23 protein-coding genes are annotated in these 25911 nt (G+C 62.3%); 16 read left to right on the forward strand and 7 right to left on the reverse strand.

The window, feature by feature from the left end:
• Window positions 1-52: 52 nt before the first annotated feature.
• From KKQ10_RS09770 to KKQ10_RS09785, 4 genes are all read left to right on the forward strand, one after another.
• Complete coding sequence (locus KKQ10_RS09770) at window positions 53-1216, forward strand: isovaleryl-CoA dehydrogenase (RefSeq protein WP_127652077.1); 1164 nt, start codon at window positions 53-55, stop codon at window positions 1214-1216.
• 104 nt (window positions 1217-1320) lie between these two features.
• Window positions 1321-2925, forward strand: coding sequence for a carboxyl transferase domain-containing protein (locus KKQ10_RS09775; protein ID WP_127652078.1), 1605 nt, complete (start codon window positions 1321-1323; stop codon window positions 2923-2925).
• A 13-nt stretch (window positions 2926-2938) separates the two neighbouring features.
• Window positions 2939-3754 (forward strand): gamma-carboxygeranoyl-CoA hydratase, encoded by an 816-nt coding sequence (locus KKQ10_RS09780; RefSeq protein WP_215500956.1) that lies wholly within the window; start codon window positions 2939-2941, stop codon window positions 3752-3754.
• Window positions 3754-5703, forward strand: coding sequence for an acetyl/propionyl/methylcrotonyl-CoA carboxylase subunit alpha (locus tag KKQ10_RS09785; RefSeq protein ID WP_215500957.1), 1950 nt, complete (start codon window positions 3754-3756; stop codon window positions 5701-5703). Before KKQ10_RS09780 ends, KKQ10_RS09785 begins: the two co-directional genes overlap by 1 nt.
• A gap of 40 nt (window positions 5704-5743) precedes the next feature.
• On the opposite strand, the gene KKQ10_RS09790 is transcribed toward KKQ10_RS09785, so the two are convergent.
• Window positions 5744-6403 (reverse strand): LexA family protein, encoded by a 660-nt coding sequence (locus tag KKQ10_RS09790; RefSeq protein WP_215500958.1) that lies wholly within the window; start codon window positions 6401-6403, stop codon window positions 5744-5746.
• 130 nt (window positions 6404-6533) lie between these two features.
• Here KKQ10_RS09790 and KKQ10_RS09795 point away from each other — a divergent pair, with 130 nt between their 5' ends.
• From KKQ10_RS09795 to KKQ10_RS09805, 3 genes are all read left to right on the forward strand, one after another.
• Window positions 6534-6872 (forward strand): DUF6124 family protein, encoded by a 339-nt coding sequence (locus KKQ10_RS09795; RefSeq protein ID WP_127652082.1) that lies wholly within the window; start codon window positions 6534-6536, stop codon window positions 6870-6872.
• A 481-nt stretch (window positions 6873-7353) separates the two neighbouring features.
• Entirely contained in the window at window positions 7354-8505 is a 1152-nt protein-coding gene (locus KKQ10_RS09800) for a M14 family metallopeptidase (protein ID WP_215500959.1), read from the forward strand.
• Window positions 8506-8655: 150 nt separating this feature from the next.
• Complete coding sequence (locus KKQ10_RS09805; RefSeq protein WP_215500960.1) at window positions 8656-9855, forward strand: MFS transporter; 1200 nt, start codon at window positions 8656-8658, stop codon at window positions 9853-9855.
• On the opposite strand, the gene KKQ10_RS09810 is transcribed toward KKQ10_RS09805, so the two are convergent.
• Both KKQ10_RS09810 and KKQ10_RS09815 read right to left on the reverse strand, forming a co-directional pair.
• Complete coding sequence (locus KKQ10_RS09810) at window positions 9852-10397, reverse strand: cytochrome b (RefSeq protein WP_127652085.1); 546 nt, start codon at window positions 10395-10397, stop codon at window positions 9852-9854. The genes KKQ10_RS09805 and KKQ10_RS09810 overlap by 4 nt on opposite strands.
• Window positions 10394-11488: a catalase family peroxidase gene (locus KKQ10_RS09815; protein WP_215500961.1), complete on the reverse strand. Its 1095-nt coding sequence runs from the start codon at window positions 11486-11488 to the stop codon at window positions 10394-10396. The genes KKQ10_RS09810 and KKQ10_RS09815 overlap by 4 nt, the downstream gene beginning before the upstream one ends.
• Window positions 11489-11645: 157 nt before the next feature.
• Here KKQ10_RS09815 and KKQ10_RS09820 point away from each other — a divergent pair, with 157 nt between their 5' ends.
• From KKQ10_RS09820 to KKQ10_RS09835, 4 genes are all read left to right on the forward strand, one after another.
• A complete protein-coding gene (locus tag KKQ10_RS09820) occupies window positions 11646-12152 on the forward strand; it encodes an RNA polymerase sigma factor (protein ID WP_215500962.1) in 507 nt (168 codons plus the stop codon).
• Entirely contained in the window at window positions 12149-12904 is a 756-nt protein-coding gene (locus KKQ10_RS09825) for an anti-sigma factor family protein (RefSeq protein WP_215500963.1), read from the forward strand. Before KKQ10_RS09820 ends, KKQ10_RS09825 begins: the two co-directional genes overlap by 4 nt.
• Before the next feature lie 131 nt (window positions 12905-13035).
• Window positions 13036-14157 (forward strand): cell division protein ZapE, encoded by a 1122-nt coding sequence (gene zapE / locus KKQ10_RS09830; protein WP_215500964.1) that lies wholly within the window; start codon window positions 13036-13038, stop codon window positions 14155-14157.
• 127 nt (window positions 14158-14284) lie between these two features.
• Window positions 14285-15598, forward strand: coding sequence for a protein kinase (locus tag KKQ10_RS09835; protein ID WP_215500965.1), 1314 nt, complete (start codon window positions 14285-14287; stop codon window positions 15596-15598).
• Between the two features lie 78 nt (window positions 15599-15676).
• Here KKQ10_RS09835 and KKQ10_RS09840 read toward each other — a convergent pair whose 3' ends face one another.
• Window positions 15677-16381 carry a YebC/PmpR family DNA-binding transcriptional regulator gene (locus KKQ10_RS09840; protein WP_027614601.1) on the reverse strand — a complete coding sequence of 235 codons (705 nt, stop codon included), beginning with the start codon at window positions 16379-16381 and terminating at the stop codon, window positions 15677-15679.
• Window positions 16382-16602: 221 nt separating this feature from the next.
• Between KKQ10_RS09840 and KKQ10_RS09845 the strand changes: the two genes are divergently transcribed.
• Window positions 16603-17991, forward strand: coding sequence for a type VI secretion system Vgr family protein (locus KKQ10_RS09845; RefSeq protein ID WP_215500966.1), 1389 nt, complete (start codon window positions 16603-16605; stop codon window positions 17989-17991).
• Window positions 17992-17994: 3 nt separating this feature from the next.
• On the opposite strand, the gene KKQ10_RS09850 is transcribed toward KKQ10_RS09845, so the two are convergent.
• Entirely contained in the window at window positions 17995-19386 is a 1392-nt protein-coding gene (locus KKQ10_RS09850) for an FAD-dependent oxidoreductase (protein ID WP_215500967.1), read from the reverse strand.
• A gap of 73 nt (window positions 19387-19459) precedes the next feature.
• Window positions 19460-20785, reverse strand: a complete 1326-nt coding sequence (locus KKQ10_RS09855) for an MFS transporter (RefSeq protein WP_215500968.1) — start codon at window positions 20783-20785, stop codon at window positions 19460-19462.
• Between the two features lie 269 nt (window positions 20786-21054).
• Between KKQ10_RS09855 and KKQ10_RS09860 the strand changes: the two genes are divergently transcribed.
• Window positions 21055-21927, forward strand: coding sequence for a LysR family transcriptional regulator (locus KKQ10_RS09860; protein WP_127652097.1), 873 nt, complete (start codon window positions 21055-21057; stop codon window positions 21925-21927).
• 161 nt (window positions 21928-22088) lie between these two features.
• Here KKQ10_RS09860 and KKQ10_RS09865 read toward each other — a convergent pair whose 3' ends face one another.
• Complete coding sequence (locus KKQ10_RS09865) at window positions 22089-22949, reverse strand: LysR substrate-binding domain-containing protein (protein WP_215500969.1); 861 nt, start codon at window positions 22947-22949, stop codon at window positions 22089-22091.
• A gap of 113 nt (window positions 22950-23062) precedes the next feature.
• Here KKQ10_RS09865 and KKQ10_RS09870 point away from each other — a divergent pair, with 113 nt between their 5' ends.
• The 3 genes from KKQ10_RS09870 to KKQ10_RS09880 all read left to right on the forward strand — a co-directional run bounded on the left by KKQ10_RS09870 (window position 23063) and on the right by KKQ10_RS09880 (window position 25886).
• Window positions 23063-24172 carry a 2-aminoethylphosphonate--pyruvate transaminase gene (locus tag KKQ10_RS09870; protein WP_215500970.1) on the forward strand — a complete coding sequence of 370 codons (1110 nt, stop codon included), beginning with the start codon at window positions 23063-23065 and terminating at the stop codon, window positions 24170-24172.
• 144 nt (window positions 24173-24316) lie between these two features.
• A complete protein-coding gene (gene phnX / locus KKQ10_RS09875) occupies window positions 24317-25144 on the forward strand; it encodes a phosphonoacetaldehyde hydrolase (RefSeq protein ID WP_215500971.1) in 828 nt (275 codons plus the stop codon).
• 193 nt (window positions 25145-25337) lie between these two features.
• Window positions 25338-25886 (forward strand): cytochrome b, encoded by a 549-nt coding sequence (locus KKQ10_RS09880; RefSeq protein WP_127652102.1) that lies wholly within the window; start codon window positions 25338-25340, stop codon window positions 25884-25886.
• Window positions 25887-25911: the final 25 nt, after the last annotated feature.

The following is a 25911-nucleotide window of genomic DNA, read 5'->3' on the forward strand; positions in this document are numbered from 1 at the left end:
GAGAGCTGTTCGACCGCCCTCCCCACCCTACAAAAAAGCTAAAAGGTGCCCCATGAGCTATCCATCCTTGAACTTCGCCCTCGGTGAAACCATCGACATGCTGCGCGATCAGGTTCAGTCCTTTGTCGCCGATCAGATCGCCCCACGCGCCGCGCAGATCGACCACGACAACCTGTTCCCTGCCGACATGTGGCGCAAATTCGGCGACATGGGCCTGCTCGGCATCACCGTGCCGGAAGAGTACGGCGGCGCCGGCCTGGGTTACCTGGCGCACGTGGTGGCGATGGAAGAAATCAGCCGCGGTTCGGCCTCGGTGGCGCTGTCCTACGGCGCGCATTCCAACCTCTGCGTCAATCAGATCAACCGCAATGGCAACCACGAGCAGAAAAGCCAATACCTGCCGAAGCTGATCAGCGGCGAACACGTCGGCGCCCTCGCGATGAGCGAGCCGAACGCCGGTTCCGACGTGGTCTCGATGAAGCTGCGCGCCGACAAACGCGGCGACCGTTTCGTGCTCAACGGCAGCAAAACCTGGATCACCAACGGCCCCGACGCCAACACCTACGTGATCTACGCCAAGACCGATCTGGAAAAGGGCCCGCACGGCATCACCGCCTTCATTGTCGAGCGCGACTGGAAAGGCTTCAGCCGCAGCAACAAGTTCGACAAGCTCGGCATGCGCGGTTCCAACACCTGCGAGCTGTTTTTCGATGACGTCGAAGTGCCGGAAGAAAACATCCTCGGCGTGCTCAACGGCGGCGTCAAAGTGCTGATGAGCGGCCTCGATTACGAACGTGTCGTGCTGTCCGGCGGCCCGACCGGGATCATGCAGTCGTGCATGGACCTGATCGTGCCGTACATCCACGACCGCAAGCAGTTCGGCCAGAGCATCGGCGAGTTCCAGCTGATCCAGGGCAAAGTCGCCGACATGTACACCCAGCTCAACGCCAGCCGCGCCTACCTGTACGCGGTGGCCCAGGCGTGCGAGCGCGGCGAAACCACGCGCAAGGACGCTGCCGGGGTGATCCTCTACACCGCCGAACGCGCCACACAAATGGCCCTCGACGCGATCCAGATTCTCGGCGGCAACGGTTACATCAACGAATTCCCGGCCGGGCGTCTGCTGCGTGACGCCAAGCTGTACGAAATCGGCGCTGGCACCAGTGAGATCCGACGCATGCTGATCGGCCGCGAACTGTTCAACGAAACGAAATGAATTTCGTCAGCGGCAAGCTGCGAGCCTCAAGCGGCAAGAGACATGCGCTCTTGCCTCAACTTGCAGCTTGTAGCTTGAAACTTCAAGCTGCTACGGAGTAGCCCATGATCCTGCATACCCAGCTCAATCCCCGTTCAGCGGAGTTCGCCGCCAACAGCGCGGCGATGCTCGAACAAGTCGACGCCCTGCACACTCTGCTCGCCCAAGTGGCGCAGGGTGGCGGCGCGAAAGCCCAGGAACGGCACACCTCACGGGGCAAACTGCTACCGCGTGAGCGGATCAATCGTCTGCTAGACCCCGGCTCGCCCTTTCTGGAAATCAGCCAGCTCGCTGCGCACGCCGTGTATGGCGAAGACGTACCGGCGGCGGGCGTGATCGCCGGGATCGGCCGGGTCGAAGGCGTCGAGTGCATGATCGTCGCCAACGACGCGACGGTGAAGGGCGGCTCGTACTACCCGCTGACCGTGAAAAAGCACCTGCGCGCGCAGACCATCGCCCAGCAGAACCGCCTGCCGTGCATCTATCTGGTGGACTCGGGCGGCGCCAACCTGCCGCGTCAGGACGAGGTGTTCCCGGATCGCGAACACTTCGGCCGGATCTTTTTCAACCAGGCCAACATGAGCGCCATGGGCATTCCGCAGATCGCCGTGGTCATGGGTTCCTGCACTGCCGGTGGTGCTTATGTACCAGCGATGGCCGACGAAGCGATCATGGTGCGCAATCAGGCGACGATCTTCCTCGCCGGCCCGCCGCTGGTGAAAGCCGCAACCGGTGAAGTGGTCAGCGCTGAAGACCTCGGCGGTGCCGATGTGCACTGCAAGATTTCCGGCGTGGCCGACCATTACGCCGAGAGCGACGAACACGCCCTCGCCCTCGCCCGCCGCAGCGTTGCCAACCTCAACTGGCGCAAGCTCGGCGAGGTGCAACAACGCGCGCCGATTGCACCGCTGTACGCCAGCGATGAGCTGTATGGCGTGGTCTCGGCCGACGCCAAGCAGCCGTTCGACGTGCGCGAGGTGATTGCGCGGCTGGTCGACGGTTCGGTGTTCGATGAGTTCAAGGCGCTGTTCGGCACCACGCTGGTGTGTGGTTTTGCGCACCTGCACGGCTACCCGATCGCGATCCTCGCCAACAACGGCATCCTCTTCGCCGAAGCCGCGCAGAAAGGCGCGCACTTCATCGAACTGGCCTGCCAGCGCGGTATCCCGCTGCTGTTCCTGCAGAACATCACCGGCTTCATGGTCGGGCAGAAATACGAGGCCGGCGGCATCGCCAAGCACGGTGCGAAACTGGTGACGGCGGTGGCCTGCGCCAAGGTGCCGAAATTCACCGTGATCATCGGCGGCAGCTTTGGCGCCGGTAACTACGGCATGTGCGGACGGGCTTACGATCCGCGCTTCCTGTGGATGTGGCCGAATGCGCGCATCGGTGTGATGGGCGCCGAGCAGGCTGCCGGCGTGCTGGTGCAGGTCAAGCGCGAACAGGCCGAGCGCAGCGGCCAGGGCTTCACGGCCGAGCAGGAAACCGAGATCAAGCAACCGATCCTCGACCAGTACGAAGAGCAGGGTCACCCCTACTACTCCAGCGCACGCCTGTGGGACGACGGCGTCATCGACCCGGCGCAGACCCGCGATGTGCTGGCCCTGGCCTTGTCCGCGTCGTTGAACGCGCCTATCGAACCGAGCCGCTTCGGCGTGTTCCGGATGTGATCGGGAGAATCTCATGAGCGACTTCAACACCCTCGAACTGCAGAGCGACCCACGGGGTTTCGCCACGCTGTGGCTCAACCGTGCAGAAAAGAACAACGCGTTCAACGCCGAGATGATCCGCGAGCTGATTCTGGCGCTGGACAAGGTTGCCAGCGACGCCAGCCTGCGTTTTCTGTTGGTGCGCGGACGTGGCAAACACTTCAGCGCCGGCGCCGATCTGGCGTGGATGCAGCAATCGGCCGAACTCGATTACCACACCAATCTGGACGACGCCCGCGAACTGGCGGAGCTGATGTACAACCTCGCCAAGCTGAAAATCCCGACCCTGGCCGTGGTGCAAGGTGCGGCGTTCGGCGGCGCGCTTGGGCTGATCAGTTGCTGCGACATGGCGATTGGCACCGATGATGCGCAGTTCTGCTTGTCGGAGGTACGCATCGGCCTGGCGCCAGCGGTGATCAGTCCGTTCGTGGTGCAGGCCATCGGCGAACGCGCCGCCCGTCGTTACGCGCTGACCGCCGAACGTTTCGGTGGCCAGCGGGCGCGGGAAATCGGCTTGTTGTCCGAGAGCTATCCGGCCGTCGAGCTTGATCAAGCCGTCGAGCAATGGATCGACAACCTGCTGCTCAACAGCCCCGCCGCGATGCGCGCCAGTAAAGATCTGCTGCGCGAAGTCGGCAACGGCGCGCTGACCCCGGCCTTGCGCCGCTACACCGAAAACGCCATCGCGCGCATCCGCGTCAGCCCTGAAGGCCAGGAAGGCTTGCGCGCGTTCCTGCAAAAACGTGCGCCGAGCTGGCAAGCCGCAACCACCCCCAAGGAGCCGCGTTGATGAGCGCACCTGTTCTCACCACCCTGCTGGTGGCCAACCGTGGCGAAATCGCTTGCCGGGTCATGCGCACCGCCAAGGCGCTGGGCCTGACCACCGTCGCCGTACACAGCGCCACCGACCGCGAAGCGCGCCACAGCCGCGAAGCCGACATCCGCGTCGACCTGGGTGGCAGCAAAGCCGCCGACAGCTATCTGCAGATCGACAAACTGATCGCGGCGGCCAAGGCCAGCGGCGCACAGGCAATTCACCCGGGTTATGGCTTTCTGTCGGAGAACGCCGGATTCGCTCGCGCCATTGAACAAGCCGGGTTGATCTTCCTCGGCCCACCCGCTTCGGCCATCGACGCCATGGGCAGCAAGTCTGCGGCCAAGGCCTTGATGGAAACCGCTGGCGTGCCGCTGGTGCCGGGCTATCACGGCGAGGCGCAGGATCTGGACACCTTCCGCGATGCCTGTGAACGCATTGGCTACCCGGTGCTGCTCAAGGCCACGGCGGGTGGCGGCGGCAAAGGCATGAAAGTGGTCGAGGACGTCAGCCAACTGGCCGAAGCCCTGGCCTCGGCCCAGCGCGAAGCGCAGTCGTCGTTCGGCGATTCGCGGATGCTGGTGGAGAAATACCTGCTCAAGCCGCGTCACGTGGAAATCCAGGTGTTCGCCGACCAGCACGGCAACTGCCTGTACCTGAACGAACGGGATTGCTCGATCCAGCGTCGCCACCAGAAAGTCGTCGAAGAAGCCCCGGCGCCAGGCCTGCCCCCGGAACTGCGCCGCGCCATGGGTGAAGCGGCGGTGCGTTCGGCGCAGGCGATCGGTTACGTCGGCGCCGGCACCGTGGAGTTTCTGCTGGATGCGCGCGGCGAATTCTTCTTCATGGAAATGAACACCCGTTTGCAGGTCGAGCACCCGGTCACCGAAGCAATCACCGGCCTCGATCTGGTCGCGTGGCAGATTCGTGTGGCGCGCGGTGAAGCGTTGCCCATCACACAGGATCAGGTGCCGCTCAACGGGCACGCGATCGAAGTTCGGCTGTATGCCGAAGACCCGTCGAATGACTTCCTGCCCGCGACCGGGCGTCTGCAGCTGTATCGTGAATCGGCTGCCGGTCCGGGGCGCCGGGTGGATAGCGGGGTTGAGGAAGGCGACGAGATTTCGCCGTTCTACGACCCGATGCTCGGCAAGCTGATTGCCTGGGGCGAGGACCGCGAGCAGGCACGTCTGCGACTGTTGAGCATGCTCGATGAGTTCGCCATTGGCGGTTTGAAGACCAACATCAACTTCCTGCGGCGGATCATTGCGCATCCCGCCTTTGCCGCTGCGGAACTGGATACCGGGTTTATTCCGCGCTATCAGGAACAACTGCTGCCGGCTCCGGGTGAGCTGGGCGATGGGTTCTGGCATGCAGCAGCGCAGGCTTTCGCGCAGAGTTTGCCGGGCGCGGTGCGGGCGGATGATTTGAGCTCGCCGTGGGCGTTGAACAGTGGTTTGCGCGCAGGTTTGCCGGCGGAAATCACCTTGCATCTGAGCTGCGAAGGCCAGGATCGCGCGTTGACCTTGAGTGCCGCCAGCAACACCAGGCTGTCGGGCGAAGCACTGTGGGTCGAGCACGACGGCGTGCGTCGTACCTTGCGCGCCATTCGCCAGGGCGATTCGTTGTACCTGCAATGGGACGGCGAGTTGCGCCGCATCGAGACCTACGACCCAATCAACGCCGTCGAAGCCAGCCACAGTCATCAGGGCGGTCTGACGGCACCCATGAACGGCAGTATCGTGCGGGTGTTGGTGGAGGCCGGGCAATCGGTCGAGGCCGGCGCGCAACTGGTGGTGCTGGAGGCGATGAAGATGGAACACAGCATCCGTGCGCCCCATGCGGGAGTGATCAAAGCGCTGTATTGCCAGGAAGGCGAAATGGTTGGCGAAGGCAGCGCTTTGGTTGAACTGGAAGCCGTGTAAATGAGGAGATCGATCCTACGCCTGACGAGGATCGATCTGACTAGAAACGCGCCGTTGCCTGAACCACGACGCCGATGATTCGACACTCGTCGGTGAACAGGGCTTTCGGCCAGGTCGGATTGAGCGGTACCAGGTAACGCTGGCCGCCCTCTTCGTCCAGTTTGCGGAAGATCGCTTCTTCGCTGTCCTGCCACTGGGCGATCACCAGTTTGCCGGGCACCGCTTCCACCTCCGGATCCACCAGGATCAGCATGCCTTCGGCAATGCTCTGACCGGTGGGTGCGGTCATCGAATCCCCCGTCACCGTCAGCCAGAACGCCGCACCACGGGCGTGATAATCCGTCAGTTCGAAGCGCTGCTTGCCATGCGCCGGGGCATAGGCTGTGGTTGCACTTTCGCGAATTTCACACGAGGTGCGCCAGTCGCTGACCGGGTAGCGGAAGTACGGGTTGTACTTCTGTGCCAGTGGCATCTCGTCATCCGCCGCTTCCTGCGGCTCGCGGATCACCAGTACCACTTCGAGGAAGTCCATGCCCAGCGCGTGCAACACGCGGTTCATTTGGGTGATGCCCGGTTCGCGACGTTTGTTCAGCCAATGGCCGATGCCGCCCTGGGACATGCCGACGCGCTCTCCGAGCTCTGTTTGAGTGATTTTGAGTTCACTCATCTTGGCCTTGACCAACTCAATCCATTTATCCATGTGGGGCACCTTACGTCGACGCCTTCGGCCGGCAAAACACATATTGTAGTATTTAAATTCTGGTCACAACTACGCATCGTACTATCCTGAAAGCACGGACTTTCAATCGAACAAGGAGTGACCTTTCACCATGAATATCAGCAGCGAAGACTTGCCCGATCTGCAAATGGACACCACGTTCACCTCCCCTCAAGGCAACGCGGCAGCGCAGCGGGCGCTGGATTATTACTTGAAACCAGCTGTGTCAGAACCCGAGGTCGAAGAGCGTTTTTTCGATGTGAAACGCCATCTCAGCGGCGAAGAAGCCCTGGTGCATGCCTCGGATCTGTTGCGTTGTGCAGCGGCCACCGCCTTCAAGGCAGCAGAAAACCTGCAAGGCGCGAGCCGCGACCTGGCCTTTTCGGTGGTGCATATGGTGGATATGGCGCGGGCGATGGTCGACCATTCGATCGATGGCGAACAGCTCTGACGAACACGGCAAACGGACGGACAGGAAAGAATTTTCCCATCGCGCAGATAAAAACATTTGACTTGCAAATGATAATGATTATTATTGCAAGCAGCTGGTCGCGAGATCAGTCGATGGACCAGAGACCTTAGGTCGGTCTTCTGGACTATCTCCTCATCAGGCTAATCACGGTTTTTGACCCGGCTTTTTGCCGGGTCTTTTTTTGCCCGTTTTTCGGGCTTATGGCTTCAGGCTAATGAAGTCTTTGGGTGCTGCAAATTCGATGGCGCGGATAATATCAAAAGAATATCGCTTGGCAAGCGAAGCCCGGCCACATTGGGGCAAACTTACGGCAATTAGCACTTGAGAATCAATCGCACAGTCTCTAAGCTGCTTGCGCGTCATGGAGGACGCCCCCGCCGCAACCCCGCAATTTCCCTCGGTTTCACCCCTGTCTTGCGTGTAAAGTAGCCGCTATAAAAATCATATTCAGGAACCGATTATGACCGTGGCCAAATCTTCGTTCGACATCAGCGCCAACTTCGACAGCGGCAACATTCAAGTCATCGACCTCTCCAATCCGCTCAACCCGGTTCTGGCCATTCGCCCGGATACCCGCAGTGCTCACTTTCAGTGGTTCCACTTCAAAGCCAGCGGCCTGCATGTGCATCAGGAGCACTGGTTTCGCCTGGTCAACGCCAGCCAATCCTCCTATAACAAGGCCTGGACCGGCTATCAGGCCGTCGCTTCCTACGACCACGTCAACTGGTTCCGCATTCCTACCAGTTTCGAAGGCGACAGCCTGCGCTTTTGCCTCGAAGCCGAGCAGACCCACGCCTGGTTCGCCTACTTCGAACCCTATAGCCGCGGCCGTCATGACTGGCTGATCGAGCAGGCGCTGACCAAGGCCGGCACCGAGCTGCTGGCCACCGGCAAGAGCGTCGAGGGTCGAGATATCCAACTGCTGCGCAAGGGCAGCGGCGCCGAAGGCCGGCGCAAAGTCTGGATCATCGCTCAGCAGCACCCGGGTGAGCACATGGCCGAATGGTTCATGGAAGGCGTGATCGAGCGCCTGGAACGCCACGAAGACCCGGTGTTGAACAAACTGCTGGCCAGCGCCGATCTGTATCTGGTGCCGAACATGAACCCGGACGGTGCCTTCCACGGCCACCTGCGCACCAACGCCATGGGTCAGGACTTGAACCGTGCCTGGCAGAACGCCAGTCAGGAAGTCAGCCCTGAAGTACTTTTCGTACAGCAGCAGATGGAAAAGTACGGCGTCGATCTGTTCCTCGACGTACACGGTGACGAAGAAATCCCCCACGTGTTCACTGCCGGTTGCGAAGGCAACCCGGGCTACACGCCGCGTATCGAGAAGCTCGAAGAGCATTTCCGCACGCACCTCAAGCACACCACCAAAGACTTCCAGACCCAGTACGGCTACACCCGCGACGAACCGGGCCAGGCCAACATGACCCTGGCCTGCAATGCCGTCGGCGAGAAATATGACTGTCTGTCACTGACCCTGGAAATGCCGTTCAAGGACCACGACGACCATCCCGACAAAGAAACGGGCTGGTCCGGCAAGCGCTCCAAACAGTTGGGCAAGGACGTGCTGACCACCATCGCCGACATGGTCAACACCCTGCGCTGATCCCTCCCCCGTCACACCCAAAGATCGCAGCGTTGTCTGCGATCTTTTTTTTTGCGCAATCCACCGCCTCGCCCGATCAGGTTGCAAATTAAAACCAGAATGCTTACCGTAACTCTGGTTTTAATTTGAAACCCAAAAAGGAATCAGGGCATGCAATCTCAACCACTCAAAAGCAGCGTGGTGCTGCTGTTCGCCATCGCCTGTGGTCTGGCCGTGGGCAACGTGTATTACGCGCAGCCGCTGCTGGACGCCATAGCCGAGGCGTTTGCCATGTCGCCGGCAACCATCGGCGTCGTCATCACCCTGACGCAGATCGGCTACGGCATCGGTCTGGTGTTGCTGGTGCCACTCGGCGATCTGCTCAACCGGCGCCGGCTGATCGTCACCCAGACCCTGCTCTCGGCAGCCGCCCTGCTGATGATCGCGCTGGCCCCCAGCAGTGTGTGGTTGCTGCTCGGCATGACCCTGACCGGGTTGCTCGCGGTGGTGACGCAAGTGCTGGTGGCCTACGCCGCGACACTGGCTATCCCGGCGCAACGCGGTCGGGTGGTCGGGGTCGTCACCAGCGGCATCGTCGTCGGTATTTTGCTCGCGCGCACCATTGCCGGGGCCATGGCTGATCTGGCCGGTTGGCGGGCGATCTATCTGCTGTCGGCGGGGCTGACGCTGCTGATGGCGTTGTTACTGTTGCGTGTCCTGCCCAAGGATGAGGCCGCGCAGCCGGCCAGCAGCTATGTCGCGCTGATCGCTTCGGTGTTCAGCCTGTTCAGGCAAGAGCCGGTGCTGCGACAACGGGCGATACTCGCCCTGCTGACCTTCGCCAGCGCCATGGTCCTGTGGACGCCGATGGTGCTGCCGCTGGCCGCCCCGCCCCTGTCGTTGTCACACAGCGAAATCGGCCTGTTCGGATTGGCCGGCGCCGCCGGAGCAATGGCTGCAGCACGCGCCGGACATCTGGCGGATCGTGGCCTGGGCCAATGGGTCAGTGGTCTGTCGCTGCTGCTGATGCTCGCCTCGTGGCTGCCGATCGCCCTCACCCAGTCGTCACTCTGGGCACTGTTGCTCGGCGTGATCACTCTGGATCTGGGCTTGCAGGCCGTGCACGTCACCAGTCAGAGCCTGATCTACAGCGTGCGCCCCGAAGCGCAAAGCCGTCTCACCGCCGGCTACATGCTGTTTTATTCGATCGGCAGTGCAGTGGGCTCGATCCTTTCGACGGCGATGTACGCGTGGGCCGGCTGGACCGGCGTGTGCCTGCTCGGTGCCGGTATCAATGCCGTGGCGCTGGGCTACTGGTGGCTGACCCTTAAAAGTGGCGCACCCCAACGGTGCGCCACCCAGACAGGCTAACCGCGATCCCGACCGCGCAGCATGCTGTCGAGCACCTCGTCGCGGCGCACCCAACCGTGAAACAGCGCCGCCGCCAGGTGCAACAGCACGGTGAGGAACAACAGGTACGCCAGATACCCATGCGCCTTGCGCAGCACGGCAAACACCTGCGCATCGGCCGGCAGGATCGACGGTAACTGCAACGTAGTGCTGAGCATCACCGGTTCGCCCGACGCACTGATCATTGCCCAACCGAGCACCGGCAGCACCAGCATCAATGCGTACAACAACACATGCGAAGCCTTCGCCGCCATCACCTGCCAGCCCGGCAGATCGGCTGGCAGCGGCGGCTGTCGAGTGGAAAACCGCACCAACAGGCGTACGACCACCAGCAGCAGAATCGCGATGCCCAGCGGTTTGTGCAGATGAATCAGCCATTCATGCCGCTGTGAAACCGAGGTGACCATGCCGGCGCCAATGAACAACATGGCGATGATCATCACCGCCATCAGCCAGTGCAGCAGCCGCGCCAACAGCGCGAAATGAGTCGGTTGCGTGCTCATGGACGAGCCTCCTGTCTGGCGGCGGGCAATTGGCTGACTTCACTGGTACGACGCAAGTAGGAATCGGCGTAACCGGCAGAACGCGCAGCGAGCAATGGGTCGTCGGAACCTTCGATACCGGCCGGCAGCACCAGCGGATCGTAGTTGATGTCACGGCATTCGCCGCTGAGTTGCGGCTGGGTTTTCTCCAGCACCAGCGTGCCGGCGTTCAGCACCTTGCGTCCTTCGGGCCAGGACTTGCTGGCGTCATTCACCGGATCACCGGGGTTGGCCAAGGTGATGTTCAACTGCCAGCGCAACGGCCCTTCGGCCAGACGCTGCACCAGATCCTTCTCGAGAAAATCCGCGCCCTCCGGCGCCGTGGCACCGGCGGCATCACGCGCCAGTGGCGTGACACTCCAGCGCACGGCCTGCTTCTGGCCACTGGCGCTGACCAGATAGAACGCATTCACACTGTTGTAGGTTTCGGTGGCATAGCTGGCCGACGGTTTTGCGCTCTTCACCCAGGTCAGGAACGGCACGGCTTCCGGGTGCGCGGCAAAGAACGCCGGCACTTTCGACGGATCCGGTTTGCCCGTGGCCGGGTCCGGCGACTGCGCCTGCTGCAACTGATAGAACGCCTCGGGAGTGCCGACCGGGAACACCGGCATGCTGTTCATCCCGGTGCGCCATTGCTGACCGTTGGCCTGGGTGAAACGCAGCGCCAGACTGCGGATCGGCACGCTGCTGTCCGGCGCATAGGGATTGCCGGCCGGCAGCGCGAAACGCCCGACCACCGGGGTCTGCGCCTCATTGAACACCTGCGCGGAAGAAAACGCCCGCGCCTCGCCGCTGCTCTCGAAATGCCCGATCACGCACACGCCCTTGGCGTGGTTGCGACGAAACCCGGGGTGCACACCGTTGTTTTTCTCCAGCACATCGACCAGCGCCTTGGGCGTCAGACGTTGTGGGTCAAGGTTACCGTGCACGTAGGCAAACGCCCCGGCCACTGCGGCAACCACCACGGCAATGGCCGTCAGGCGCAACACTGTGCTCGCGGCACTCAAAGGCGGACGCGGCGCCCTGCCCGGCGGTGAAGTACGATCAACCATGAACAACTCCAGGGCCATCGGCCACAAGTAGGAAGAATCAGCAAGACGCACCCCAGCGAGATTTATTCCATGACCCGGTATTTATTTTTCCGAACGTGGAATAACCTCGAACGGCAGACGTCTCCCTAGTCCACAGCGTAGTGACTAGCAGAAATTCATGAGCGAATTCGACGAACAGTTGAAAGAAATCATTCCCCGATTGCGTCGCTTTGCCGTGTCGCTGACCCGCAACAGCAGCAGCGCCGACGATCTGGTGCAGGCCAGTCTTGAGCGGGCCCTGTCCGGCTGGGGCGGTAAACGCGCCGAGGGCGACGTGCGTGCGTGGCTGTTCTCGATCCTCTATCGGCAATTTCTCGATGCCCATCGACGCTCGCGCCGTTATGCGCGGATGCTGGAATTCTTCACCGGTCGCGACGATGCCGAACCGTCAACCGAGCGCACCGTGATCGCCCAATCGACCCTGCAAGCCTTCGATCGCCTGCCCACCGAGCAGCGCGCCCTGTTGTTGATGGTCTCGGTCGAAGGCCTGACGTACAAGGAGGTCGCCGACATCCTCGACGTCCCCACCGGCACCGTGATGTCGCGTCTGTCCCGCGCCCGCCAGGCGTTGCGCCAACTGAGCGACGGCGAAATCAGCAGCCCTTCTTTGCGGATACTCAAATGATCAGCATGCCCCCCAGTGAGCGCGACCTGCACGCGTACGTCGACCATCAACTCAACGAGGCCGATCGGCGCGTCCTCGACGTCTGGCTGGCCAATCACCCGGACGCAGCCGCGCAGGTTCGCGCCTGGCAACAGGACGCCCAGCAATTGCGCGCCGCCCTCGGCGGTGCCTTGCAGCAACCGGCCAATCCGGAGCTTGATCCAGCGCTGATTCGCCAGCGTCTAAAGCGTCAGTCGCATCGACGCCTGGCCAGCGCGGCGGTGTTGCTGATCGCGGTCGGCATCGGTGGTTTCAGTGGCTGGCAAGCCCGGGAAATGACCCTGGTGCGCTCCTCCGTGCTGCCGATGACCGATGCCTTGCAGGCCTATCGATTGATTGCCCAGCAAGGGATTTTGCCAGCGGACTACAAGGTCGACACTGCCAGCGACATGCAGCGCTGGCTCGACCGTTACTTCACTCAGGCCAGTCGCTTGCCGGACTTGAAGTCCGCCGGGTTCGAACCGGTCAGCGGCCGCCTGCTCAGCACCGACGAAGGGCCGGCGGCGATGGTGATGTACGAGGATCGCAGCGGCCACAAGGTCAGTTTCTACGTACGCCCCCCAGGGCCGAAGAACACCTTCCTGCCACGGGGCAGTCGCAGCGATGGTGATCTGCAGGCTGATTACTGGTCCGGCGGCGGGTACAACTATGCGATGGTCAGCCCGGTCGATACCCCGGCGGCGCCAATGCTCAAGCAATCCCTGCCATTCTGAATTCACCGAGGTTCGCTCCCACAAGATCGCCCACTGTCGACGAGCCGCGATGGCGGGTTGCCGCAGCCTCTGGTTACACTACGTCGCCGCGCTTCCGGGCGCCGGTTTGATGAACACGGAGTGACTGCACAGTGCCCTCTCAAGCGCCGAAACGATCGCCACTGACCCAACGCTGGTCGGCGCTGCGCCGCTGGTTCGCCAGGGGCCGGTCGGGCAGCAACGGGCATGACGCCAGCGCCCAGTCGATCCGTGAGTATTTCCGGCACAAGGCCCATGGCCAGGGTTATACCCTCAGCCACAGCCAGCAGCGGGTGATCGACTGCATGGCGCAGCAGGCCAGCCTGTTGTTCAGCGCCAGCGCGCAAACGCCAGCGAGCCTTTACCTGCATGGCGCGGTCGGACGCGGCAAGAGCTGGTTGCTCGACGGCTTTTTCCAGGCGCTGCCCACCGCGCAGAAACAGCGGGGGCATTTCCATGAATTCTTTGCCCGGCTGCATCAGGGCATGTTCAACCATCGCGAACACGACGATGCCCTCGCTGTCACCCTCGACGAGCTGTTACACGATTGCCGGGTACTGTGTTTCGACGAATTTCATGTGCATGACATCGGCGATGCGATGCTCATCACCCGGCTGTTCCAGGCCTTGTTCCACCGCGGCATCCTGTTGCTGGTGACCTCCAACTATCCGCCGGAGGGTTTACTGCCCAACCCGCTCTATCACGCACGCTTCAAACCGGTGATCGACCTGATCAACGCGCGGATGCAAGTGATGGAGGTCGGCGGCCCGCACGATTACCGCAGCCAGGCGAGCAACCATGCGCATCAGTTATTCACCCAGGGCCACTATGTGTGGCCGGCCACAGCGACACAGCGTCAGGCCTTGAAACTGCCGCCTGAGGGCGCGCCGGCCATCGCATTGCCCGTGGGCAGCCGACACGTTCAGGCGCGCCTGTGCGAGGGGCGCCGGGTCGCTTTCACGTTCAACGATGTGTGCGAGCAACCGACGGCGGTGATGGATTATCTGGAGCTGTGTCGGCGGTTCGACCACTGGATCATCGACGATCTGCCGGAACTGGGCGAATGTTCGATCGCCGTTCAACAGCGCTTCATCAACCTGATCGACGTGCTCTACGACCAGGACAAACACCTGACCCTGCTCGGCCGGTTACCGCTGTGCGCGGCCCTGAGCGGCAACGTCATCGACCTGGCCCGTACCCGCAGCCGTCTGGGACAATTACAGGTAGTACACTGAATACACCAATCCTTGCGGGAGCCAGCCTGTTCGCGAAGCCCGGGTCAATGCAAATCCCAGCATTGCCGTTATCATGTCGCCCATTCCAGGCGCCCGGCGCTTCTTTCCTTTGATAGTGAACATCCCCATGCACACCCTTGCTCAATTGCGCGCCGGCGAGTTGTCGGGCATTACCCGGCTTGACCTGTCTTGCGGCCTGACCGAGTTCCCCCGGGAAATTTTTGAACTGGCCGATACGCTGGAGGTGCTCAACCTCAGCGGCAATGCCTTGAGCAGCCTGCCGGACGACCTGCATCGGCTGACCCGGATGCGCATTCTGTTCTGCTCGGACAACCGCTTCACCGAGGTGCCGGCCTGCGTCGGTCAATGTGCGGCGCTGACGATGATCGGCTTCAAGGCCAACCGGATCAGCCACGTGCCGGGCACTGCGTTGCCGCCGCTGTTGCGCTGGTTGATCCTGACCGATAACTGCATCGAAACCTTGCCGAGCGAACTCGGCGAGCGCCCGTACCTGCAAAAACTGTTGCTTGCAGGCAATCGCCTGCAAGCGCTGCCGGCGTCGATGAGCCAATGCCATCGTCTGGAGCTGATCCGCATCGCCGCCAACCGCCTGCGTGAACTGCCGCAGTGGCTGCTGACCCTGCCGAGCCTGACCTGGCTGGCCTATGCCGGCAATCCCCTGGAAACCGAGGCCGACGCCGCCGCGCTCGAAGCCACGCCGTTGATCGACTGGTCGGCGCTGCATCTGGAACAGCGTTTGGGCGAAGGGGCTTCCGGGGTGATTTCCCGGGCGCTGTGGCAGCGCGCCGACCACTCGCCGGTGCCGGTCGCGGTCAAGCTGTACAAAGGTGAGATGACCAGCGACGGCTCGCCGCTGCACGAGATGAACGCCTGCATCACCGCCGGCCTGCACCCGAACCTGATTCGCGTCGAGGGCCGTATTCACGGTCACCCTGACGGGCAACAAGGCCTGGTGATGCAACTGATCGAACCAAGCTTCCGCAATCTTGCGGCATTGCCGAGCCTGGCCAGTTGCTCGCGGGATGTCTACCGCGAAGATTGCCGGTTCAGTGCCGAGGTGGCGTTGAACATTGCCCGAGGCATCGCTTCGGCGGCCGAACACCTGCATCAACAGGGCATCACCCACGGCGACCTCTACGGGCACAACATTCTGTTGAACGATCAGGGCGATTGTCTGCTGGGGGATTTTGGCGCGGCCTCGTTCCATGCCACCACCGACAACCTGGAAACACGGGCGCTGCAACGCATCGAAGTGCGGGCGTTCGGGATTCTGCTCGGGGAATTGCTGGCGCGGATCGACTCGGGATTGAGCGATGAACGGCGCGAAGTGCTGCAAGAACTGGAACGGCGTTGCTGTCAGGCAGATGTACTGGCGCGGCCGGGGTTTGATGAGGTCATTGAGGTATTGCGCGCGCAATGACAGAAAGATCGCAGCCTGCGGCAGCTACAGGGTTATGTGGCCCCTTGTAGGGCTGCCGCAGGCTGCGATTTTTTGATCTTAGCCCGCCAGACCGACAAACATGTCCTGCACGTCATCATGGTTGTCGAGGCCTTCGAGGAACGCCTCGACTTCAGCCATCTGCTCGGCGCTCAGGCCGCTGACCGGGTTCTTCGGCTGGTAGCCGAGTTTGGCCGACAGCACGGTGAAGCCTTGCTCGGGCAGGGCTTTCTGCACGGCGTCGAGGTCGGTCGGATCAGTCAGGAACAGGGTCGCGCCCTCTTCACCCGGCTCGAAGTCCTGGGCACCGGCTTCGATCGCGGCCATTTCCGGATCGGCGTCCGGGGTGTCCGGCGATGCTTCGATCATGCCGACGTGGTTGAAGTCCCAGGCCACCGAGCCGGAAGCGCCCAGTTGGCCCTTGCGGAAGGCCACGCGGATTTCCGCGACGGTGCGGTTGATGTTGTCGGTGACGCACTCGACGATCAACGGAACCTGGTGCGGCGCGAAACCTTCGTACGTCACGCGGTGGTATTGCACGGTTTCGCCCAGCAGGCCGGCGCCTTTCTTGATGGCGCGGTCCAGGGTTTCCTTGGGCATCGAGGCTTTCTTGGCCTGTTCGACCACCAGACGCAGGTGTGCGTTGGTGGCGGTATCGGCACCGTTGCGGGCAGCGATGGTGATTTCTTTCACCAGTTTGCCGAAGATTTTGCCCTTGGCGTTGGCTGCCGCTTCTTTGTGTTTAACCTTCCACTGTGCGCCCATTACTCACTCTCTTGATCTGTGGCGCCGAGACATCTATTGGCCGACGCGTGGCGCCAAGTTTATACGGCCTAAAGTCGGCAATCGACCAAAAAAATTCATTGTTGAATCGACATCTTCACCACGCCTTGTAGGGCGATTCTGAAAAACCCACTGGCCATGACCATTCGTGCTCGGGTTTTCGTACCCTCTGCCGTCCGTATTGCCCCACAGAGCCCGTATGAATGCTCAATGACCAGGAACGCCCGTTCACCCTGACCCTGACCGATGGCCCACTGTGCCTGCCGGTGCTGCGTTTCACCGGCAAGGAAGCGCTCAATCAGCCCTTTCGTTTCGAGATTGAAGTGATCGGGCTGGCCCCGGCCGTGTCACCGAGCAGCCTGCTGCGACAACCGGCCTACCTGAGTCTGGGTGTCGATCATGGCATTCACGGCCTGATCCACAGCGTCAGTTGCGAGCATCGCGCCAGCCACCGGATCAGTTACCGACTGACGCTGGTTCCGCAGTTGCAGCGTCTGGCGCAATCACCCCGGCGCCGGGTATTCGCGCAGGCGAGCGTACCGGCGATCCTTGCCCAATTGCTCGACGAGCAGGGCCTGCCAGCACACAGTTATCGGATCGAGATGAGCGTCGGTCATTACCCGCCACGGCCATTTTGCATTCAGTACGAGGAAAGCGACCTGGCCCTACTTCAACGCCTGTGCGAGGAAGAAGGCATCCACTATCACTTCGAGCATCGCCCGGATGGGCATGTCGTGGTGTTTGCCGACGACAACCTGAGCCTGCCGCAGGAACCGCTGCCGGTACCGTTCGCCGTGACTGACGAGAGCCCTTCACCTCGCCTCAGCACGCTGTTTCAGCGGCATGACGCGACACCGGTCATGGCCGCGCATGGCATTCGCAACCGGGGCCAGCAGGTCAGCAGCGCTGACGCGGCCAATCATCCCGTGCCCGCGCTCACGCCCTTGCAGCTGTCGGGCGAACAGCGTCACGCCGAACAACGCAGTCGTCGCCATTTGCAGCGCCAGCGCTGCCTGTCCCGTTCGATCCACGGGCGCAGCGATTGCAGCGCACTGCGCAGCGGACATCTGCTGCAGATCACCGAGCACCCGATCAATGCGTTCAACGAGCAGTGGCTGATCACCGAGCTGCACCATCAAGGTCAGCACCCCTCGATCCTCGATCCGACAAGCGACGTGCATCGCTATCGCAACGACTTCACCGCCCTGCCCTGGGCCAGCGATTTTCGTCCGCCCCTGGCGCAGCCACGTCCGAACATCGGTGGCTATCATCTGGCGCGAGTGTTGGGTACGCCCGGTCAGCCGGCGCAACTGGATGAACTGGGGCGTATCGGCGTCAGTCTGTGGCCGGCGCAGGCAGCCGAGACGGCTTGCCTGTGGTTGCCGATTGCCCTGACCGGCGCCAATGGCCGCCTTGCCGCCCACGAATTGCCCCGCGCCGGCAGCGAGGTGTGGGTGAGTTTCCTCGACAGCGATCCGGATCGACCGATCCTGTGCCTGAGCCACTCGCGCCCGCCCTCGCCACGGGAATCTGCGCCAACAAACGACAGCAGTCTGTTGCTCGACTGGCTGCTCAACAGCGCCGATCCGTAACGCTCAGCCCTTGTCAGCCTTGCCCGCCGCCGCGGCGAATTTCGCCAGGCGCACGTCCAGATGCCGCGGCCGGTGCCCGTGGTCCTCGGCGCGTTCCTTGCGGCGGATGGCGTTGCGCACCATCAACGAGCCGAGGTAACGGATCGGCTCCGGTGGAAAATAGCCCAGCGGTCCGTTGACCAGTGGCGAGCGGGTCCATGGGTTGTCGAGGCCCTGCACCAGCGAGGCGAGAATCTGCCCGCCCATGTGACACGGGCCGACGCCGCTGCCGGAATAACCGAAGCCGTAAAACACATTGCCGCTGGCGCTCATCTGCCCGAAAAACGGCAAACCGGTGACCGAACGATCCGATGGCCCGTTCCACGTCGCATCGACTTTTACCTCGGCAAACGCCGGGAAGAAGTCGCCGAGGCTGCGCTTGAGCAACCCGGCGTACGGCGACGGCTGATCGAACACCGACAGCATTCGCCCGCCATAGGCGAAGGTGTTGCCGCCCTTGCCGAGCATGATCCGGCCGTCCGGGGTGTTGTGGTAGTAGTGCACGAAAATCCGCGAATCGAGCACGCTGACGCCGCTGGTCAAACCTATTTCCTGCAGCAGATCCGGGCGTGGCTCGGTGATCAGCATGTCGCTGGAAACGATCGCCACGCTGCGTTCGAACTGCGGGAACGCCCGGGCCATCCACGCGTTCATCGCCAGCACCACGCGGTCGGCGATTACGCTGCCCTTCGCCGTGTGGATTCGCGCCGGGCGGCCTTCTTCCAGACCGGTCATCGCGGTGTTTTCGTGGATCTTCACCCCCAGTTGCAACGCCACCCGGCGCAGCCCGCGCACCAGTTTGCCCGGTTGTACACTGGCCGCCGCCGGCGAGAACCAGCCTTCCAGATGTTTACTCGAACCAGCCATGCGCTGTACATCGGCCAGCGGGCGGTTTGTGAAGGAGTTGATGCCATTGCGCTCCAGCGCGGCGATCACCGCGTCGGTTGAGCCAACCTGCGCCTGGTTGGTGGCGGTGTACAGTGTGCCGTCGAGACGGTAATCGGCGTCGACGCCGTACTGTTCGCAGAACTCGCCAATGGCGTGAATACTGCGCTCGGACGCCTTGACCAGGCGCACCGCCTCCTCGACGCCGAACAGGCGCTCAAGGGTGAAATACTTGGCCGACCACGACAACGCACAACCACCGTTGCGCCCACTGGCACCGGCGCCGCAGATGTCGGCTTCGATCAGCAGCACGTCGAGTTCAGGGTTCTGCTGCTTGAGCATGATCGCCGTCCACAGCCCGGTGTAACCGCCGCCGACGATGCACACATCAGCGCGCACTTCGCCTTGCAGCGGCGGGCAAGTCGGGGATGGATCGGCCTGCAGGGCCTGCTCGAGCCAAAACGGTCTCATGGGATTTCTCCAGTCATACGGCCACGACACAGCCTGCCGCGAACACCGCAGCAGGCCGCGAGGCAAAGGGGTTTCAGGAACGCAGCGGTTTGATCGTCAGCGGGCGATTGGGAACGGACGCGCGCGGCTCCATCACCCCGACCGGGCGGCTGTTCCAGTGCGGGATCAGCACCAGTGCCGAGAACAATGCGCAGCCGGCGAAGACGATGAACACCGTCACCGAATCGAAGTAACCCGGCAGCAGGCCGCCGAGCACCGCACCGACCGAGCCGCAGCCGTTGACGAAACCGGCAGCGGTAGCGCCGGCCTTGGCCTTGCCGAAGTCGATGGCAGCGGCGCCGCTGATCATCGAATCCGGTCCGTACAGGGTCAGGCCCATGACAAACAGCAGCGCCACCACCAGCATCACGCTACCGGTGTGCAACGCGCCCATGAACAGCGCCAGGGTCACGGTCAGCGCCAACAGGCTGAGTACGCAGGCCGGCATGCGCCGGGCGCCGAACAGTTTGTCCGAGGCCATGCCGATCATGATCGGCCCGAGCAATCCGGCCAGTTCGAACGACGTGGGAATGATCGCCGCGCCAACCTTGCCGACACTCGGCATCTGTTCGAAGACGATCACCGGCCCCCACAGCAGAATCGCGTATCGCGCCGGTTTCAACATGAAGTACGCCAGGCCCAGCACCAGCACCGTGCGGTTGCGCAGGATTTCCTTCAATGGCTCCCAGACGCTGAGTTTGCTGTTGGCTTCGGTTTCTTCGGCACTCAGTTGCGGCTCCGGCTCGACCGCCGGCAAGCCGACGTCTTCCGGTTTGTTGCGCTGGAAGATAAAGAACAACACCGCCACCGCCGCCACGACCGCCGCGCTGGAAATGAACGCCGCGTGCCAGGTGCCCATCAGCGTATACGCCCACCAGCCGGCGAACGGCGACGCCACCAGACCGCCGAACGCGTAGCAGGAGCTCCATAAACCGAGCACGCGCCCGCGCTGTTCGGCGGGAAAGAAACTGCCGAGGTTCTTGCACAAGCCCGACCAGCCCGTGGACTGCGCCAGCCCCTGGATCAGCATGCAGGTGGCGAAGATCGGCAGCGTGGCGAAACTGCCCATCACCAGCGCGGCACCAGCGGAAATCAGCAAGCCACCCAGCACCACGACCCTTGGGCCAAAGCGGTCGGCAAGCATGCCCCAGGTGAATTGGCCGATGGCGTAGGCCGCCAGATAGATCGCGTCGAGGTTGGCCATGGCCATCTTGTCGAGCATGAACGTCGGGTCTTCGGCGATGCCCAGTTTGGCCACCGAAAACGCTTTGCGGGTGAAGTAGAAAGCGGCGTACGCGAGCCAGGTGATAGCAAAGATCTGCATGCGCCAACGCGCAAGGGTACCGATGTGCTTGTTCATTGTGGTTCTGACCTCAGGGTGTGAGTGTGCCGGCAGAATCGTTAAGTAAACGCCTGTGTTTTTTATTGTTGAGCACTGCGCTATCGCCCCATCCCTATGGCGATAACGGTCAGATGAGTCCTGTTGTTGCACGCACAGGCTCATCGCCAGCGTTGCTGCCCGAGCGGGTCGTCAGCGCTGGCGTGAGCGGATCAAAGCAATTACTGTTTAATAAATAAAATCGATTTATCGTATTTCACACATAAGCTCAGCTTGTTACTGGAGGCTACATGTCGGTGTCTCACGCCCAGCTCAAAGCCTTCCACGCTGTGGCCGTCCATGGAAGCTTCACCAAAGCCGCCGAGCGCCTTTTTCTCACGCAACCGGCAATTTCCGACCAGGTGCGCAAACTCGAAGAGCGCTTCGGCGTGCTGCTGTTCCACCGCAACAAGCGTTCGGTGCGCCTGACCGATCTGGGTGAGCGCCTGCTGGCAATCACCCAGCGGCTGTTTGTGATTGAGGCTGAAGCCCAGGAGTTGCTGCAGGAATCCCAGGCGCTGCAGACCGGCAGCCTGATTCTCGCGGTCGACGCCCCGGTGCACGTGTTGCCGCAGATTGCGCGGTTCTGCGAGCGCTACCCGGGGATCAGCGTGAAGATCGAGACCGGCAACACCGATGAATCGCTGTTTCGCCTGTTCAACTATCAGGCCGATCTGGCGCTGTTGGGGCGCGATGTCAGTGATGAGCGTTTGCTGTGCGTGCCGCTGCGCAACGACCCGATGGTGGCGTTTGTCTCGCGCCATCACCCGTGGGCCGAACGCGAGTCGATCTGCCTGGCTGATCTGGATGACACGCCGCTGGTGCTGCGCGAACACGGTTCGGTGACCCGCCAGACTCTGGAGGAGGAAATGGCCCGCGCCGGGTTTCGCATTCGTCCAGCAATTCAGGTCGAAGGCCGGGAAGCAGCGCGCGAAGCGGTGGTGGTGGGGATTGGTGTGGGGGTGGTGTCAGCGGCGGAGTTTGGCGCGGATTCGCGGGTGTGTGCGTTGCCGATCACCGATTGCACCCGGCGGTTGACCGAGACACTGGTGTGCTTGCGCGAGCAGAGTTCGCGGCGGGTGGTGGCGACGTTTCTCGATATGGTGCGCGAGAGTCTGACCTGACCCTCCTCCTGTAGGAGCTGCCGAAGGCTGCGATCTTTTGACTTTTGCATTTACACCACAAGATCAAAAGATCGCAGCCTTCGGCAGCTCCTACAGGGGATATGTGCATGGCATAGAACCCGTGTGAGCCAGCCTGGTGGCGATTGGGGCACCACGGTGGATCAGGCCGGCGCCAGACCGAAAAACGCCTGAATCAACCGCAACTCCCGCCGCCGTTCCATGCACCCGATCATATGCCGATTCACCAGCCCCTCCCCAACAATCGGAATCGCCACCACCCGCGGGTCATGGCTGACTTCCACCGATGACACCACGCCCACCCCCAGTTCAGCCGCCACCGCTTCGGTCACCGCCTCACGGCTGTCCAGTTCCAGCAGCACCCGCGGATTGACCGCTGCCTGCACACACGCCTGATCGAAGGTACGCCGGGTAATCGAGCTCGGCTCGCGCAACACCATGATCACCTGATCCAGCTCCTTGAGCCGCACCTCGCCGGCACGCTGCGCCCACGCATGCCCGGCGGGCACCAGGGCGCAAATCCGCGATTCGCTCAACGCTTGCAGATGCAGGCCCTTGCGCGGTTCGACCTCGGTCAGCACCGCCACATCCGCATGCTCCGACAACAGCGCCGCCAGGGTTTCCTGAGCATTGCCCAGACGCAGATTCACCGTGATCCCCGGATATCGCGCGCGCAGGCTGGCGAGCATCGGCATGACCATGTGCGGGCCGTCCGCCGCCACTTCGAGGCGCCCGGTGAGCAACTGGCGATTGGCTTCGAGCAGGGCCTGCGCTTCCTCGGCCAGACCGAACATGGCGCGGGTGATCGCCGCCAGTTTGGTGCCCTCCTCGGTCAGCTCCACCCGGCGCGCAGTACGGCGCAACAAGGTGATCTGGTAATGCTCCTCCAGCGCTTTGATGTGGCCGGTGACCGCCGGCTGGCTGATGAACAGGCGCGCGGCGGCACGGGTGAAGCTGCCTTCCCGGGCCACGGCATCGAAGGCGCGCAGCTGGAACAGATTCATGAATAACCCTCACTGATGGCTGGCATAACAACAAACAATTTGATTGATGATCCACCGAATTGCAACGTATGCCCCGTAGCTTCATCCCACAGCGCTTTCGCGAGGACACACGAATGAGTACTGCCGCACCCATCCTGCTCACTCCCGGCCCGTTGACCACCTCGGCGCGTACCCGCCAGGCAATGATGGTCGACTGGGGGTCATGGGATGACCGCTTCAATCAACTGACCGCCAGCCTCTGCGAGCAATTGCTGGCGATCCTCAACGGCGCCGCCAGTCACCATTGCGTGCCTTTGCAGGGCAGCGGCACTTTCGCCGTCGAAGCCGCCATTGGCACTCTGGTGCCGCGTGACGGCAAAATCCTGGTGCTGATCAATGGCGCCTACGGCAAGCGTCTGGCGAAGATCTGCGAAGTGCTCGGCCGCTCGTTCAGCACCTTCGAAACCGCTGAAGACGAACCGACCACCGCTGCCGACGTCGACCGTCTGCTGCGCGCCGATGGCGATATCACCCATGTAGCGCTGATCCACTGCGAAACCAGCACCGGCATCCTCAACCCGCTGCCGGAAATTGCCGATGTCGTTGCGCAACACGGCAAGCGCCTGATCATCGATGCCATGAGCTCGTTCGGCGCGCTGCCGGTGGATGCGCAGAAAGTCCCGTTCGATGCGCTGATCGCCGCCTCCGGCAAGTGCCTGGAAGGTGTGCCGGGGATGGGTTTCGTGTTCGCCCGCAAAGAATCGCTGGCGGCTGCCGCCGGCCACTCGCATTCGCTGGCGATGGACCTGTTCGACCAGCACGCCTATATGCAGAAGACCGGCCAGTGGCGCTTCACCCCGCCGACCCACGTGGTTGCCGCGCTGCACGAAGCGTTGCTGCAATACAACGAAGAAGGTGGTCTGCCAGCCCGTCACGCACGTTACGCCGCCAACTGTCAGGCGCTGATGGATGAGATGGGCAAGCTGGGGCTGCGCAGCTTCCTGCCGGCGGCGATCCAGGCGCCGATCATCGCCACCTTCCATGCCCCGCAAGACCCGCGCTACCAGTTCAAGGACTTCTACGAACGGGTCAAGGCCAAGGGCTACATCCTCTACCCCGGCAAACTGACCCAGGTCGAAACCTTCCGCGTCGGCTGCATCGGCCACGTCAACCCGGACGAAATGCGCCAGGCCGTGGCGGCGGTGGGTGAAGTGCTGCGCGAGATGGAAGTCCTGGAAATCTAACCCCAAACACAAATCCCCTGTAGGAGCGAGCCTGCTCGCGATGAGGCCGTGTCAGTCGACGAAGGTGTTGAATGATCAACCGCTATCGCGAGCAGGCTCACTCCTACCGTTTGAATTGCATTTCAACTCAGGAATTTGATTGCCATGAACTACGCAAATCCAGCCAAACTGCAAGCCGCGATCCTCGACTGGGCCGGCACCGTGGTCGATTTCGGCTCGTTCGCCCCCACGCAGATCTTCGTCGAAGCCTTCGCCGAGTTCGACGTTCAGGTCACCATCGAAGAGGCTCGCGGCCCGATGGGCATGGGCAAGTGGGACCACATCCGCACCCTGTGCGATCAACCGCAGGTCGCCGAGCGCTATCGCAAGGCGTTCGGCCGCACCCCGACCGATGATGACGTGACCGCGATCTACAACCGCTTCATGCCGTTGCAGATCGAGAAGATCGCCGAACACTCGGCGCTGATTCCCGGCGCGCTGGAAACCATCGCCCACCTGCGCCAGCAAGGGATCAAGATCGGTTCCTGCTCCGGCTACCCGAAACAGGTGATGGACAAGGTCGTGGCCCTGGCCGCCACCAACGGCTACGTCGCCGACCACGTGGTCGCCACCGACGAGGTACCGAACGGTCGCCCATGGCCAGCTCAGGCCCTGGCCAACGTGATCGCCCTGGGCATCGACGACGTCGGCGCCTGCGTGAAGATCGACGACACCGTGCCGGGCATCCTCGAAGGCCGGCGTGCCGGGATGTGGACCGTGGCGCTGATTTGCTCGGGCAATGCGCTGGGCCTGGACTACGCCGGTTACCGTGCGCTGGGCAGCGACGAACTGGCCAGCGAACGTGAGCGCATCCACGCGCTGTTCGCCGGCTCGCGCCCGCACTACATGATCGATACCATCAGCGACCTGCCGGAAGTGATTGCCGACATCAACAAGCGTCTGGCCAAGGGTGAGATGCCGCAATCGAGCTGATCGCGCCTGTTCGCCAAAACACAAAAAACGCCAGCGTCTTCGCGACACTGGCGTTTTTTTTTCGTTAAAGCGCTGACTCAGCGCAGTGAAACTCCGATCAGCATCAGGCAAATCCGCCAAAGCGGATTACAGTTAAAGCATGCCGTCGCACAAGAACGGCGCGTGGCGACCCTGATCTGTGAGGAAACACCGTATGCCGTGGACAAGTTCCGAATCACGCTACAGCACCGTGTCCGTCCTGCTGCACTGGCTGATGCTGGTCCTGTTGATCCTGGTGTACGCCAGCATGGAGTTGCGCGGGATCTTTCCCAAAGGCAGCGGCGGTCGCTCGCTGATCCGTGAAGTGCACTACATGCTCGGCCTGACCGTGTTTGTGCTGGTGTGGTTTCGTCTGGTAGCGCGCAGCCTTGGCCCGGCACCGAAAATCTTCCCGGCCTCGCCGCAATGGCAAACCCTGTTGGCGCGGGTGATGCACTGGCTGTTGTACCTGTTCATGATCAGCATGCCGATTCTCGGCTGGCTGATCACCAGCGCCGAGGGGCATCAAGTGATGTTCTACGGCTTCGATCTGCCGTTGCTGGTCAATGAAGACAAGGCGCTCGCCAAGCAGGTGGAACACTGGCACGTGCTGATCGGCAACATTGGCTACTGGCTGATCGGCCTGCATGCGCTGGCGGGGCTCTATCACCATTATGTGGTGGGCGATAACACGCTGTTGCGGATGATGCCCAAACGCGGTTGAACATTGCCTGGGTGAAATTCACCTG

It is taken from the genome of Pseudomonas sp. MG-9 (assembly GCF_018729515.1).
GTDB lineage: Bacteria > Pseudomonadota > Gammaproteobacteria > Pseudomonadales > Pseudomonadaceae > Aquipseudomonas > Aquipseudomonas serboccidentalis.